At 37.1% G+C, this 13,935-nt stretch carries 12 protein-coding genes and 2 riboswitches; of the genes, 6 read left to right on the top strand and 6 right to left on the bottom strand.

The features are described from left to right. Positions 1 to 5 precede the first annotated feature (5 nt). Together cobA and ACZ5N5_RS12730 are read right to left on the bottom strand one after the other, a co-directional pair. The gene (cobA, locus tag ACZ5N5_RS12735; RefSeq protein WP_464372600.1) at positions 6 to 770 is read right to left on the bottom strand and encodes a uroporphyrinogen-III C-methyltransferase; all 765 of its coding nucleotides are present in this window, start codon (positions 768 to 770) and stop codon (positions 6 to 8) included. Next, positions 763 to 1,839: an anion permease gene (locus ACZ5N5_RS12730; RefSeq protein WP_464372599.1), complete on the bottom strand. Its 1,077-nt coding sequence runs from the start codon at positions 1,837 to 1,839 to the stop codon at positions 763 to 765. The genes cobA and ACZ5N5_RS12730 overlap by 8 nt, the downstream gene beginning before the upstream one ends. A 239-nt stretch (positions 1,840 to 2,078) precedes the next feature. Beyond that, positions 2,079 to 2,179, bottom strand: a riboswitch (SAM riboswitch). Positions 2,180 to 2,409: 230 nt separating this feature from the next. After that, positions 2,410 to 2,509, top strand: a riboswitch (SAM riboswitch). 83 nt (positions 2,510 to 2,592) lie between these two features. Here ACZ5N5_RS12730 and ACZ5N5_RS12725 point away from each other — a divergent pair. Together ACZ5N5_RS12725 and ACZ5N5_RS12720 are read left to right on the top strand one after the other, a co-directional pair. Continuing rightward, positions 2,593 to 3,699 (top strand): methionine biosynthesis PLP-dependent protein, encoded by a 1,107-nt coding sequence (locus ACZ5N5_RS12725; protein ID WP_464372598.1) that lies wholly within the window; start codon positions 2,593 to 2,595, stop codon positions 3,697 to 3,699. After that, complete coding sequence (locus ACZ5N5_RS12720) at positions 3,692 to 4,864, top strand: aminotransferase class I/II-fold pyridoxal phosphate-dependent enzyme (RefSeq protein ID WP_277678381.1); 1,173 nt, start codon at positions 3,692 to 3,694, stop codon at positions 4,862 to 4,864. The genes ACZ5N5_RS12725 and ACZ5N5_RS12720 overlap by 8 nt, the downstream gene beginning before the upstream one ends. A gap of 271 nt (positions 4,865 to 5,135) precedes the next feature. Here the strand turns inward: ACZ5N5_RS12720 and ACZ5N5_RS12715 are convergent, their stop codons facing one another. Together ACZ5N5_RS12715 and ACZ5N5_RS12710 are read right to left on the bottom strand one after the other, a co-directional pair. Next, positions 5,136 to 5,882, bottom strand: a complete 747-nt coding sequence (locus ACZ5N5_RS12715; protein ID WP_464372597.1) for a sulfite exporter TauE/SafE family protein — start codon at positions 5,880 to 5,882, stop codon at positions 5,136 to 5,138. 131 nt (positions 5,883 to 6,013) lie between these two features. Continuing rightward, positions 6,014 to 6,925: an AEC family transporter gene (locus ACZ5N5_RS12710; protein WP_054787459.1), complete on the bottom strand. Its 912-nt coding sequence runs from the start codon at positions 6,923 to 6,925 to the stop codon at positions 6,014 to 6,016. Between the two features lie 219 nt (positions 6,926 to 7,144). Here ACZ5N5_RS12710 and ACZ5N5_RS12705 point away from each other — a divergent pair, with 219 nt between their 5' ends. From ACZ5N5_RS12705 to ACZ5N5_RS12695, 3 genes are read left to right on the top strand one after another with little or no spacing between them, the layout of a single operon-like run. Continuing rightward, complete coding sequence (locus ACZ5N5_RS12705) at positions 7,145 to 7,963, top strand: lipoate--protein ligase family protein (protein WP_464373783.1); 819 nt, start codon at positions 7,145 to 7,147, stop codon at positions 7,961 to 7,963. 12 nt (positions 7,964 to 7,975) lie between these two features. Beyond that, complete coding sequence (gene lipA / locus ACZ5N5_RS12700; protein WP_109984907.1) at positions 7,976 to 8,923, top strand: lipoyl synthase; 948 nt, start codon at positions 7,976 to 7,978, stop codon at positions 8,921 to 8,923. Between the two features lie 18 nt (positions 8,924 to 8,941). Further along, entirely contained in the window at positions 8,942 to 9,733 is a 792-nt protein-coding gene (locus ACZ5N5_RS12695; RefSeq protein ID WP_054787458.1) for a Cof-type HAD-IIB family hydrolase, read from the top strand. Between the two features lie 113 nt (positions 9,734 to 9,846). On the opposite strand, the gene ACZ5N5_RS12690 is transcribed toward ACZ5N5_RS12695, so the two are convergent. After that, positions 9,847 to 10,854 carry a methyltransferase domain-containing protein gene (locus ACZ5N5_RS12690; RefSeq protein ID WP_464372596.1) on the bottom strand — a complete coding sequence of 336 codons (1,008 nt, stop codon included), beginning with the start codon at positions 10,852 to 10,854 and terminating at the stop codon, positions 9,847 to 9,849. A 489-nt stretch (positions 10,855 to 11,343) separates the two neighbouring features. Here ACZ5N5_RS12690 and ACZ5N5_RS12685 point away from each other — a divergent pair, with 489 nt between their 5' ends. Further along, positions 11,344 to 11,487 carry a YjcZ family sporulation protein gene (locus tag ACZ5N5_RS12685; RefSeq protein WP_109984909.1) on the top strand — a complete coding sequence of 48 codons (144 nt, stop codon included), beginning with the start codon at positions 11,344 to 11,346 and terminating at the stop codon, positions 11,485 to 11,487. Between the two features lie 35 nt (positions 11,488 to 11,522). Here the strand turns inward: ACZ5N5_RS12685 and ACZ5N5_RS12680 are convergent, their stop codons facing one another. After that, the gene (locus tag ACZ5N5_RS12680; protein WP_464372595.1) at positions 11,523 to 13,811 is read right to left on the bottom strand and encodes a beta-L-arabinofuranosidase domain-containing protein; all 2,289 of its coding nucleotides are present in this window, start codon (positions 13,809 to 13,811) and stop codon (positions 11,523 to 11,525) included. Positions 13,812 to 13,935 lie beyond the last annotated feature (124 nt).

Here is a 13,935-nt window from a genome sequence, read left to right as displayed (position 1 = left end):
ATTACTTATAATGATGAAGCTCCAGCATTTTCTAATGCTTGCTTATTAAACCATTGTAGTTGATCATGCAATAAGACAACTTGACCTATAACAATCATTGACGGATTCGTGATCTCATCTAATCGATCCGTGATTGTTTCGAGTGTACCTACAATCGTTTTTTGTTTATTAGTCGTTCCCCAGTGAATGATTGCTACAGGTGTTGTCTTTTCTAAACCTGCTTGGATAAGGTATTCAGCAGTTTTAGGAAAATTCCTCACACCCATGTAAAAGCAAAGAGTTTCTGTTCCATTAGCTATATGCTGCCATTCCTTTAATGATCTTGATTCAGGATTGGACCCATTAATAAAGCTTACGGAACCACTGAGCCCACGATGGGTTAATGGAATTCCAGCATATGCAGGTGCACTTATACCTGATGTGATACCAGGTACTACTTCAAAAGGAATATTAGCTTTTTCTAAAACAAGTGCTTCTTCCCCGCCTCTACCAAAAATAAACGGATCGCCACCTTTTAATCTCGTGATGATTTTTCCCTCTGTTCCATATTGAACGAGTAAACGATTTATCTCGTCCTGAATAACACCATGCAATTTCGGTTCTTTCCCACAAAAAATTAATTCTGCCTCACTTCTTGCATAGCTTAATAATTCTTGATTAATTAAACGATCATATAAAATAACGTCTGCTTCTTCAATCGCTCTAATTCCTTTTAACGTAATTAGTTCCTTGTCGCCCGGTCCTGCCCCTACTAAATATACTTTACCCAATCTCTTCCCATTCCCTTCTTAATTGATGTTCTTGTTGCTTTGTTTCTGACTTTACTTGATATTTCATTAACACGATTGTAATAAGTATCGTTAAGAATAATAAGATTACAGTATAGTAAGAATGACGAATAAGGATTTCGGTTAAACTATAGGAAATCACTAGTGAAATGATTGGTGAAGAAATCCAAACCTTTGCAATACGATGGATGATTTTTTCCTTCCAAACATTTTGCCAGCTTTTCGTAGCACTGATTCCAACAATTGCCGTCGTCGTTACCTGGGTCATTGGGATAGGAACTCCTAAAAAGGAGGCAGCAATAACTAATATCCCTGTTGTGCTTGAAACAACAATTCCGTTTGCCAGTGATAGATTTGTGATCTTTTTGGCATTGGTATCTAACACTTTTCCCCCAAATAAGATGCTACCATGCGCTACCACTAACGCTAAGACAGGTAAACCAATCTCCATTGTTACTAAATTTGCTCCCACCAATGGTCCTAACGCATTCGCCACATTATTCATACCAGCGGCTATTGCCTCAAAAATACCTGTTATAATTAACAGTCCTGCTAATATTTTACTAGAAAATGAGACCTTTATCTTGTCTCGGTATTTCATTCTTACTTTTTCAAGCGTATATGTCACAAAAAAAGCTAAAATTGGGATAAGAAGCCATAAACCGACGATTTCTAATATAGAAACGGCATATATTTGCTGAAAAGACAAACCAATTCCGACAATAGCACCAACGGTTACCTCACTAGTAGAAAGTGGAATACCAATATAATTCGTAACAAATAAAGTACACGCAGAAACGGCCAGTATAATTGTAGCGATGCGAACATCCATGATTTCCTCTGGAATAATTCCCTTTCCTAGTGTATGAGTAACATGCTTTCCTCCCCAAAGAGCACCAACTATGGCTCCTGAACCAGCTAGAAATAATGCCACTTTTTTATGTTTTATTACCTTACTTCCATATACGACTCCCATACTAGCGGCAGAGCCACTCGCGCCGATATTAAAAGCAAATAAACATGCGGCAAAAAAAGCTAAAATGACTAACATTTTTCATCCTACTTCCTCTATTTTTATCTTCTTAGAAATGAAACCTGCATTTTTATTTCAAGTGAATCTCCGGGCGTGAATGCTTTTCTCTCCATATCAACATAATGCTTCATCAAAATGTCGTATAGGGTTGCCGCTAATTTTCTTACCCTCGCGTCCAGATTTATTAGCGAGATCCTACTTTCTTTCAAAAAAACAAAAAACTTCTACTTGGTCTAAAAGTAGAAGTTAAATACTTCTTCTTATCTGCCAAGGTTGTCTTGCTGGAATTAGCACAGTGCCTCAAATGCCTGTTGCTGAGATTTCATCGGGCCAGTCCCTCCATCTCTCTGGATAAGAAAGCATATAATGTTTTAAGTTATTAAATGATTTGTATTGAATATAATGGTAAATACAATTAATGTCAATAGGTCAATTCCTTGGATTGCTACTGCAATCCACTAAAAATCCTTTATAACCAATGGTTTTACTAGGTTTAATTTTTTTAAATTTTTTCTTGTATTTTTTTACTGGTGATTGTATGATATATTGTATAGTATTTCCAAAACGTTTTAACAACTAAATATTTTAAGCTTATCAAGAGAGGTTTAGGGACTGGCCCGATGATGCCTCAGCAACCAGCATTTTATGCATGGTGCTAAATCCAGAAGGTAATTACCGAAGATAAGAAGTATGTATAAATGTGGGGACTTTCTTCTTATCGGGAGAAAGTCCCTTTTCGTTTTATAGCATATCGTAGGAGGAATGATCGAAATGAAGCATATCGAAACATCATTAGCTCAAATTGGGAATAAATCTGATCCAAAGACAGGTGCCGTCGAGCCACCTATTTATTTATCGACAGCCTACCAGCATGAAACAATTGGCAATTCTACCGGTTTTGATTATACGCGAACGCGTAATCCAACCAGAGATATTGTAGAAAAGGCCATAAGCGACCTTGAAAAAGGCACTAAGGGATTTGCTTGTTCATCCGGTATGGCTGCGATTCAATTAGTGCTTGCCATATTTGAAAAAGGGGATCAAATCATCGTGACAGAGGATGTTTATGGTGGAACATACCGATTATTTAGTCACTATAGTGAAGCATATGCGGTCGATTTTCTCTATGTGAAACCAGAAGAAATTGCAGAACAAATCACATCGAAAACAAAGGCAATATTTATTGAGACGCCAACAAATCCACTGTTAATCGAGTTAGATATTCATAAAGTTGCCCAGATCGCTAAAGAACACCAGCTGCTTTTAATCGTAGATAATACCTTTTTCACACCATATCTCCAAAAGCCACTTACACTAGGAGCAGATATTGTCGTCCATTCTGCAACGAAATATTTAGGTGGACATAATGATGTTCTTGCTGGACTAGTTGCTGTGAAGGATCAACCGTTAGCAGAAAAACTAACCCATCTACACAATGCCATAGGAGCTGTATTGTCACCATTTGATTGTATGTTACTTATTCGAGGCATGAAAACGTTAAGTCTTCGCCTTGAGAAGCAACAGGAAAATGCTAGAGCACTTGAACAGTTTTTCAAGGAGCACCCTTTAGTAACAGACATTCTGTATCCCGGTAAAGGTGCAATGGTTAGTTTCCGGATTAAGGAGAAACAAATGGTTGTCCCCTTCTTATCCCATTTAAAAGTCATTTCTTTTGCGGAAAGCTTAGGTGGGGTGGAGAGCTTTATCACTTATCCAACAACACAAACGCATGCAGATATCCCTTTAGAAGAACGTGAAAAACGTGGTATTTGTGAAAGGCTGTTACGTTTCTCTGTCGGTATTGAGCATATAGAAGATTTAAAAGAAGATCTAGATCAAGCACTACTAAAGAGCAAGGAGGAATTACTTCATGTCTAACCAATTTGATACAAAGCTTATTCATGCAGGGCTACAACAAGGATTTAACGAAAAGGTGACAGGTGCCGTAAATCCTCCGATTTATTTATCATCTACTTATCATCAGAAAGAAATAAATGAATTCGGACCATTCGATTATAGCCGCTCAGGTAACCCAACCAGAGAAATTTTAGAAAAGACGATTGCGCAGTTAGAGAATGGATACGCAGGCTATGCCTTTTCTTCAGGCATGGCAGCTATCTCCTCCGCTTTTTTATTATTGGAAGCGGGAGATCATGTCGTTGTGACAAAAGACGTTTATGGAGGTACCTATCGATTTATCAGTCAGCTATTGACCAGCTTCTCGATTAGCCATACTTTTGTTGACATGACAAACATCGCAGAAATTGAAAAAGCTATTCAAAGTAATACAAAGGTTATTTATATGGAAACACCAGCAAATCCCTTATTGCAAATCACTGACATTAAGAAAGTGGTGGAGTTAGCTAAAGCCAATGATTGCTATACTTATTTAGACAATACATTTATGACACCATTGTATCAAAATCCACTAGATCTTGGTGTAGACATTGTGCTCCATAGTGCGACTAAATTCTTATCTGGTCATAGTGACGTAGTAGCTGGATTAGCTGTGGCAAAAACAGAAGAGTTAGCTGCAAAACTAAAATTTATTCAGAATACAATTGGATCCATTCTAAGTGCACAGGATTCCTATACCTTAATTCAAGGAATGAAAACTTTGGAGACTCGACTAACCAAATCAAGCCAATCTGCACTTGAAATTGCTAAATTTTTGGATGAACATCATGCGATTGAAAAAGTGTATTATCCAGGTCTTACGGATCATCCTGGTTTTAACGTTCATCATTCTCAAGCCAAAAGTGGTGGAGCAGTCCTATCCTTTTTATTATCAGAAAATGTTGACATAGAGGGATTCGTTAGAAAGCTAGAAATACCAGTCTTTGCCGTAAGCTTAGGGGCTGTGGAATCTATTCTTTCTCATCCTGCTACCATGTCTCATGCAGCAATGCCTCCACATGAACGAAAAGAAAGAGGGATCGAGGATCGCTTGTTCCGTTTATCTGTAGGTATAGAGAATGTCGATGATTTGATCAAGGATCTTAATCAATCTTTCCAACAAAGCAAATTAAGCCTTCCATTATAGAGGAGAAGAGAAAAGGACTGGGGGCTTGATTTCCTAAATGCATCGCTTCGATAAACTGTAATTTGGCTTCTTGCCTCAATTGAAGTGCGGTTAAAAAGACTATAAACGGCAACTTGGCCCAGTGCTTCCGTTGAAATGCCGTTTATAGATCGGATCAACCGCAAATTTGGCTGTTGCTTCGCTTGAAATGCCGTTTATAAAGTGAATAAACCGCAACTTGGTCTGGTGTTTAAGTTGAAATACAGTTTATAAAGCGTCCTTTCTATATCTATTAGCCTATTAATAAACGAATGGCACCAATACCCGCAAAGACTAGTACGAGGATCTGAAATAAACGCTGAGGCATTAGTTGTAAAACCTTTACTCCAATAACTGCTCCTATTAAAATCATTGGAATTAACCATAGGTTAAACATGATAGATTCCATATTAATCATACCAAGGGTGATATAAAAAGGAACCTTTATCACATTAACAAATAAAAAGAACCATGCACCTGTTCCGACAAATTCCTTTTTTGGCAGTCCTTTTACTAAGAAGTAAATCGCCATCACACCACCAGCTGCATTTCCAATCATGGTCGCAAATCCAGCTAATGCTCCCATCATCATGGTGAAAATTTTTGCTTCTGGAAGCATCTGATTAAATTTCTCTCCTAATCGCTCTCTACTTATATGGAGTATGATTAATGCTAAAACTAGAATGCCAATCATTGGCTTTAATTGATCACTTGTTACATAGCTCAATACATAATACCCTATTAAAACCCCTACAAGAACGGATGGAACTAGAGAGAACAAATACTTCCAGACCACATTTTTTCGATAATATGTAACGGCAAATAGATCGCCAACAATTAATAATGGTAGTAGTATTCCAACAGATTCTTTTGCAGGGAATAGTATCATAAAGAGCGTGACTACAAGGATCCCCATACTCGATACTCCTGCTTTGGAAAAACCAATTAGCATTGCAGCTATAACTAGAACAATCCATTCAAAAACCGATAAGTCAAACATATTCATCCCCCCACTTCTACTTAGACGCTATTATCCAGGTTGTAAACGTTATCCATTTTATCATAATGAAACGATCTTTTTCCATAGATTTTGAATTTCAACTGTATTAGTATAAGAATATACTTAAAACCTTACATAATTAGATTAACCATTCCCCAAATTAATACAAAGCTAATGATCATGGTCAGATTAGAGGCTGTACCTACAAGCCGTTGGTTATAGCCAAATATAATGGAATATGGGACGACAGATACAGCTGTTGGTAAAATAAAGCCTATAAGCAATGTAAAACGAAACATTTCATCAACGGGAAGAAGGTAATAACATAATAACCCTGTAATAATCCCAATTCCATATCTTACAGCTAAAAACTTCAATATTAGTTTTCCATATCCTTTCGCAAACGTAAAATTCAAATACAATCCTAATAATAGTAAGGACAATGGCATGTTCGCCATCGAAATAATACTCGATACATCCACGACAAAGCTTGGCAGTTGAATCTTCATGATACTTAGTAAGCACATGATAAGATAGGTCATTAATGGAATGGATTGAAACAGCTTATAGATAATCGTTCTTGTTTCAAGCATATTCGCTCTCTCTGCATACATGCCTGCGATAATATAGCTCATACCAAATACTATAAAAGCATTTCCAACATCAAACATACCAAAATACTTTAATCCCTCGAAGCCCCACAAGCCCTCGACTAATGGATAAGCAAATAACCCAATATTCAAGCCAGGAATCATCATGCCAAACATACCACGATCATATCTAGAATCCTTCTTTAAGAGAATAAGTCCAAGTAAACCAATTCCAAGACCATAAACAAAAGCAATCACAATTAAATAAAGTAAGGAGTTGGAAAATTCTACATCACTAAATGTAACAATAATGAGACATGGAAGGGTTAGATTAAACACCACTCTTGCAATCGCTTCCCCATCCTCTTCCTTAACAATATTCCCCTTCTTTAATAGATACCCAATCGCAATGATAAAAACAGAAATTAAAAATTGTTCATTGAAACCATCCATGTAAATACTCCTTCGTTCTATGCTGTAATAATGAATACTTTTTTCACTATAGCATAGATGAAATACAAATGGGGATAAACTAAAAATAATATTTTTGACAGAGAGCATGAGAAGGAGTACCATGATAATGATTGCAAATTAGTATATTTTTAACAGTTTCAACAATGGATACAGTATGGGAGGTTAGTGGCGATAAGAAGTAGTTTTCGCCAATTACGTATGGGAGAAACATGGTATTATCTAGATACGGAAAAAAATACCCCCGCCTATAACATGGCAGTAGACGAATGTCTATTAAAGTGGCATAGGAATAAAGAAATCCCTCCAGTTTTACGTTTCTATGAATGGGAGCCTGCTGGGTTATCTGTCGGGTATTTTCAAAAAACAAAGGGTAAAATTAATTTCAAAGCATTAACAGAACATCATATTGAATTAGTACGGCGATTAACAGGTGGTAGGGCTGTTCTTCATGATCAAGAACTGACCTATAGCGTGATCGTTGCAGAAAGCCACCCGAAAATGCCTGCTTCCGTTAAAGAGGCATATAAAGTAATTTCTAAAGGATTATTAGAAGGATTCCGAAACCTTGATATCGAAGCATCTTTTGCAATTCCAGAAGGTAAACTACAGACAACTCAATCAGCGGTTTGCTTTGAGGAACCTTCGTGGTATGAATTAATTGTCGATGGTAAAAAAGCAGCAGGCAGTGCTCAAACTCGACAAAAGGGTGTTATTTTACAGCATGGCTCCATCCCCATCCATGTCGATAACACCAAGCTCTATGATCTATTTGAATATCCAAGTGAAAAGGTAAAAGCAAGGGCAATGCATGCATTTAAAGACAAAGTAGTTTCATTAGAAGAAGCTTCACCTGGGGAGATCAAAATAGATTTAGCAAAACAAGCATTTAAGCAAGGATTTGAAAAAGGCTTGGACATAGTCTTCGAAAATTTCACTTTATCAATGGAACAAGAAGAAGAAATACATAGTGTAATGAATCAAAAATATAAAGACGACGCATGGAATTTATCTAGATAGGAGATGGGTAGAATGGCAAAAAACGAAGAATACTTAAGAAAACCGGAATGGCTAAAGATAAAAATCAATACGAATAAATCCTATAATCGTTTAAAACATCTAATGCGTGATAAACGTCTCAACACTGTTTGTGAGGAAGCTAAATGTCCAAATATCCACGAATGCTGGAGCGAAAGACAAACAGCGACCTTCATGATACTTGGGGATACTTGTACACGTGGATGCCGTTTTTGTGCAGTAAAGACAGGTCTTCCCAATGAATTAGATTGGGGCGAACCGAAACGTGTTGCTGAATCAGTAGAAATTATGGGACTAAAGCACGTGGTTGTTACTGCAGTTGCACGTGATGATTTAAAGGATGGTGGTGCAGCAGTATTTGCCGAAACAGTTCGTCAAATTCGTGAGAAAGTACCAGGATGCACAATTGAGATATTACCTTCTGATATGAAAGGTGATTATGAAAGCTTACATACACTAATGGATAGTGCTCCCGATATTTTTAATCATAATATTGAAACAGTACGCAGATTAACGAAACGTGTTCGTGCGATTGCGATGTATGACCGTTCGTTAGAATTATTAAGACGAGTGAAAGAAATCGCACCAAATACCCCGACTAAGTCCAGTATTATGGTAGGTCTTGGCGAAACCAAGGAAGAAATAGTGGAAGCAATGGACGATTTACGTGCTAATAATGTTGATATTTTGACCATTGGTCAATATCTACAACCAACCAAAAAACACTTAAAGGTTGAGCGCTACTATCATCCTGATGAATTTACAGAACTTAGAGAAATTGCTCTTTCCAAAGGATTTAAGCATTGTGAAGCTGGTCCTTTAGTTCGCTCCTCCTATCATGCAGATGAACAAGTAAGTCAATCTGCTGCACAACGTAGAATTAAATATATGAAGGGTTATGAAGAAAATACAGGAGAAAAGCTTTCAAAGCTTCCGTTTTAATCATAAAGGAGACATCAAATGAAGCAATATAAAGCATTGTTTTTAGACATTGATGGGACAATATTAAGACAAGATCACACGATCGAACCATCTACAAAGGAAGCCATCAGTATCGCAAGGCAAAAAGGAATCGAAGTTTTTCTGGCTACTGGTAGACCTTTACATGAAATTTATACAATTGCAGAAGAATTAGGTATTCATTCCTTCATAGGCTATAATGGAGCTTATGCCTTATATCAAGAGAAGATACTAGTGGATGAACCGATTTCTGCGACTATTATCGAACATTATTTAAAAATTGCGAAACAAAACCACCATGAGATGATTCTCTATACTAATAGCCACAATTTATTAACATCGCTAGAGACTAAAGCTGTTAGGCAGTTTATTGACTATTTTGCTTTAAGCGATACGGCACTTTATCAAGATAAATATCGAAATCAAATTCTAGGGATTACGATAATGAACGTATCTCCAGATGAGATTGCTCTCTATAACCTTGATCATGAAAATATTTACTTCTCCCAAGTAAATGTTAAAGGTTTAGAACATAGCTATGATGTGATTCGAGAAAATGTCAATAAAGGCATGGCCATTAAAAGCATTTTAGAGGAGCTTCATCTTAGTCCTGATCAAGCCATTGCCTTTGGTGATGGGATGAATGATAAACAAATGCTTCAATTTGTCGGAAATAGCTTTGCTATGGGGAATGCAAACCCGGAATTATTCCAATACGCTAAATACCGAACCACTACAGTGGAGAATTCAGGTATCTTCAATGGATTAAGAAAGCTTGGAATCATTACATAAAGAGTATTTGCAAGTTGGTTCAAAAATACCTTCAGTAGCTTATTTTCAATGCATCATTTGTTGAATTAGTTAAACCGGATTCGATGTGAATCCGGTTTTTCGCCTTGCTTTTTTTATTGCTTCTCTAAAACCATCAATGTGGGATGCAAACCCTTCAAGCTAAGTGGATAGGCTTCCAAGCAAACCATTCCTAAACGATTTACTTCAACATGTAATTGCTGGAAATTTCCCAACAAAATAACTGCCCTGCCCCTTGGTTTTAGCACTCTCGCTATTTCATTCATTACATACCTATAGAACAATCCTAAATCCTCGTCGATTGAAATTTGCTTCCCAAATGGTAGATTTGTGACGACTTTATCAACAAAATTGGTTGATAGGGGCAATTCTCTAGCATCCCAAACATTTATTTTTACCTTAGTGTGCTCAAGATTATGTTTAGCTATCCTTGTCACTGACTCAGATATATCCCCACCATGGATTTGATTGACAGGGTAAGCAGTCCGCTCTGACAAAATAGTACCAGAACCACAACACGGGTCCACAAAAATATCCGTTGATTTTGGATCGGATAACCAAACCATTGAATGAGCAACTGTAGGGCGAAGTGCGGCACGAGAGAACTGACGCACCTGGTTACGATAGCGAAATGTAGGATCGGTAAGTCGAAGAGAAAAAATAAGATTCTGATGCTCCAAATCAACCCTGAATTCTACCTGATTATCCCGATACGTTCCGAGGGACCAATTAGGGTAATGTCTCTGAATACCTTCTGCAGCGGCCCACGCTAACTCATAGCGACTATAAGTTTGTTTTCCTTTACGACTGGCATTTATCCAAAATAGAGAGTTGTGGTCCATATCTTTCAAATCCAAACTTGCAATACGTCCACTTAGCTGAGATAAATGTTTCTTATGTGGTCCTAGTTGAAATTGATCCAATACTTGAAACAAATTATCTGCAGATCTTAAAGCATGCAGGCATGTATCTATACTACTTGTAGTAAAGAATACCTTGCCTCTTTTTATTTGAATGATTTCCACTTCACTCACCTTTTGATTCATTTCATCTAATAAAACATATTCTAATCCGGGTAAAATGCTCGCAAAATATAGAGTCATTCTAACGCCTCCCATTTATGAATACCGTTAAGACATCCATGCTAACTACAGGGGTATTCTGTCCGATATACAAAAAAGGCCGTGAATGAACCATCATTGAGATTCATCACAACCTTTTTGTAAACTAGGAATAAGCTGTTCTTACCCTGTGTCTTTAGTAAGCTTGAACGGTATTTGATGATAAAGTTCATGGACAATGGATACTTAAAAAAGAATAAGACAAACTAAACCCCTTTCTAGGAGCTTTTTTAGTATCACTTCTATTCGATTAGTAATTATCGAATAACTGTCAAGAACACTGCCATCATCATGATTAGAATACCTCCACTAATTTGTCGAATATCTGTAATTTTATTATATCACCTTTTAAAATGCAAGATTTCTTATACAATCATCCGCCCATTTTTCGTGAACATGGTCATTTACCCTAACCGATTAATGAAAATGACATACATTATATAGTGAAAATATTGAAGGAGGTTGATATAAGTGAGTTACTATGGTGGATATCCTTGTGGCGGATACGGAAGTGGCTATGGCGGCGGATACGGCGGTGGCTATGGCGGCGGATTTGCTTTGATCGTTGTACTTTTCATTTTGTTAATTATCGTTGGTGCTTCTTTCTATAGCTAATTCGACATAAAAAATCGGGCATATGCCCGATTTTTTTATATTTCTGGTTCATTTATAATACGCACACGATAGATCCCGCCAGCTATTTTTCCATTAGAGGATTGAAATTTTACCCTTATCGTTTCTTTTTCTTTCATCCAAGCAAACGGTATTGGGTAAACCTCTGTAAACAACTCTCCTGGATGTTGGTTGGTTAATTTCTGACGCGTTAATTCGTTTTCATCGATCCAAATAGTAAAGTCACGTTCCACTACACGTCCATCCATATGCTCTCTACCATCACCTCCGAAATAAGTGACAGCAAGATACATTGACTTTGACGCATCAATCTTCATTTCGTAGCTAAAGTATCCCCCATCTTTTGCTTCGCGGTAACCGCTATGAACGACGTTTTTATAAGCAGAGGTAGACAAGCTTGCCTCCATGTTATGATCCACCTCTGGTTGTTGTTCATGTGGTGTAACAACATCAATCGTAATCCTTTGTTCCCTTAGTCTTCTATCTTTTTCGTTGTCTACAAAATGCTCATAGGCTCCTTTTGATAAAATATTCCAATAAATCGTATATCTTTCATGATGAATGTCATAAAACGGCTTTAGTGTTAGACTCTGATTCCCTGGTTGCCCAACCTCTGTTGTAGTAAAAATTAATTTATCAGGATCAACCAGTTGAATCCATTTTTCTAAGTCCTGTTGATCTGTTACAAGTGCAGGTACTTCTATGAGTGGATGATTATTCAATGATAAATGATCACTTAAAATATCAGTCTCAGGGAAATTCTCTCGACCGAGTGCACCTGCCAAAACAATAGGACCATACATGATAACTTGTTTCTGTTCATCATCTTTTGCCACATATCGATGTAAACAAAGCGGTGTTACTACTGTTAGACAATCCTTCTGTTGCCAAATTCGCGTTATTTTGGCATACCCATTTACCTTCACTACTTCTACCTGTTCCCCATTCACCATAAATGTCATTTCGTCTTTCACCCAATATGGTATCCGAATTAGTAAGTCAAACTCTTCCTCTGGTGTTTGTTCGAAAAAAATACTACTCTCCTCTTTGTATGGAAATCCTGTTTCCTGCCTTACTATCAAGCCTCTATCTTGGTATATAGCCCTAGCAGAGATAAATAAATTAATAAAAAATTGGCGATCATCATGGTGAGAGAAGATACCTCGGTTATACCTTGCTGGATTTTCCATCCCAGTACCTGTACAACACCAAAAGGAATCATCCCTTGAATTATATACTTTAAAATGGCCAGGCTCGGAGGAAACAAAATAGGTCTTCATTCCAGACTCTGGATCTTGCGATGCTAAAATATGATTATATAATGCTTTCTCAAAGAAATCATAGTATTTGGAGTGATGCTCCCATTCAAATAGGAGCTCTGTTAGCTTCAGCATATTATAGGTGTTACAAGTTTCCGTTGTTAAAATACCTAGTTCCTCTGCATTCTCTGGACCAAAATGTTCACGAATACTGTTACCACCAATTGCATAAGTGCGATAATTGGTCACTTGCTCCCAGAAAAAGGTGGCAATCCTTTTATATTTTTCTTTACCTGTTATATTAAAGAGCTTGGCTACTCCAATTACCTTTGGAATTTGGGTATTGGCATGCTTACCCTCCAACTCATCCAGTTGATTGTCCAGAGGATCCAATACTGCTTGATGATAAAATCTTTCTGCTAATTCTAGATAATTGGGGTTTTTTGTCATATCATATAAATCCGCAAAGGCTTCATTCATTCCGCCATGTTCACAAACTAGCATTTTTTGGAATTGATCCTCTGACAAATTAATTAATCCATTATAAGCCCAATCAGCTAATCTCGTAACAATTTGTAATGCTTTTTCCATGTTTAAAAGCTGATAAGCATCTATTAAACCAGCATAGATTTTGTGTATGGAGTACCAAGGTACCCACGAGCCAGCAAGACTAAAATTATCCACCTCGAATTCACCAGTAAACACCTTATCAAAGCAATCTCTAGGAAACCCACTCACATACCCATCCGTATCATAGGATTGAACATGAGCTAGTTCTGCTAGAGCATAGTTTAGTTTTTCTTTTAATCGTCTATCTCCTGTTACATGGTACATATTGGCTGCTGCTGAAAGCCAATGACCAATGGAATGACCAGCGATAGGCGTTTTCTCCCAGCCTCCGTAGCGCTCCTTCTTCGCCTTTTGTCCAGCTGCTTCATAACAAGGAGCAATGAGACGATCCACATCTAGATATAATAAATATTCCTTTCCTTTTAATTGTGATTCATTAAACATACCTTCAAGTAAGTATACTTTTTCCACAACCATCGCACCTCCAAAAAACTTTTACACTATCTAGTATGAAGGCGATTACTACAAATGTACATTCCATAAAATAAGAAAACATATCTTTTTTTTGTATTTTTTGTTATGATCTTAAGTAGAAAAGATT

This window comes from Gracilibacillus sp. JCM 18966 (assembly GCF_055392695.1).
This window is presented reverse-complemented; position numbering and strand designations above follow the sequence as displayed.

Coding starts and splice junctions, on each gene's coding strand:
- ACZ5N5_RS12730 (WP_464372599.1), bottom strand. CDS start 1,839: ATGTTAGTCATTTTAGCTTTTTTTGCCGCATGTTTATTTGCTTTTAAT.
- ACZ5N5_RS12725 (WP_464372598.1), top strand. CDS start 2,593: ATGAAGCATATCGAAACATCATTAGCTCAAATTGGGAATAAATCTGAT.
- ACZ5N5_RS12720 (WP_277678381.1), top strand. CDS start 3,692: ATGTCTAACCAATTTGATACAAAGCTTATTCATGCAGGGCTACAACAA.
- ACZ5N5_RS12715 (WP_464372597.1), bottom strand. CDS start 5,882: ATGTTTGACTTATCGGTTTTTGAATGGATTGTTCTAGTTATAGCTGCA.
- ACZ5N5_RS12710 (WP_054787459.1), bottom strand. CDS start 6,925: ATGGATGGTTTCAATGAACAATTTTTAATTTCTGTTTTTATCATTGCG.
- ACZ5N5_RS12705 (WP_464373783.1), top strand. CDS start 7,145: ATGGGAGAAACATGGTATTATCTAGATACGGAAAAAAATACCCCCGCC.
- lipA (WP_109984907.1), top strand. CDS start 7,976: ATGGCAAAAAACGAAGAATACTTAAGAAAACCGGAATGGCTAAAGATA.
- ACZ5N5_RS12695 (WP_054787458.1), top strand. CDS start 8,942: ATGAAGCAATATAAAGCATTGTTTTTAGACATTGATGGGACAATATTA.
- ACZ5N5_RS12690 (WP_464372596.1), bottom strand. CDS start 10,854: ATGACTCTATATTTTGCGAGCATTTTACCCGGATTAGAATATGTTTTA.
- ACZ5N5_RS12680 (WP_464372595.1), bottom strand. CDS start 13,811: ATGGTTGTGGAAAAAGTATACTTACTTGAAGGTATGTTTAATGAATCA.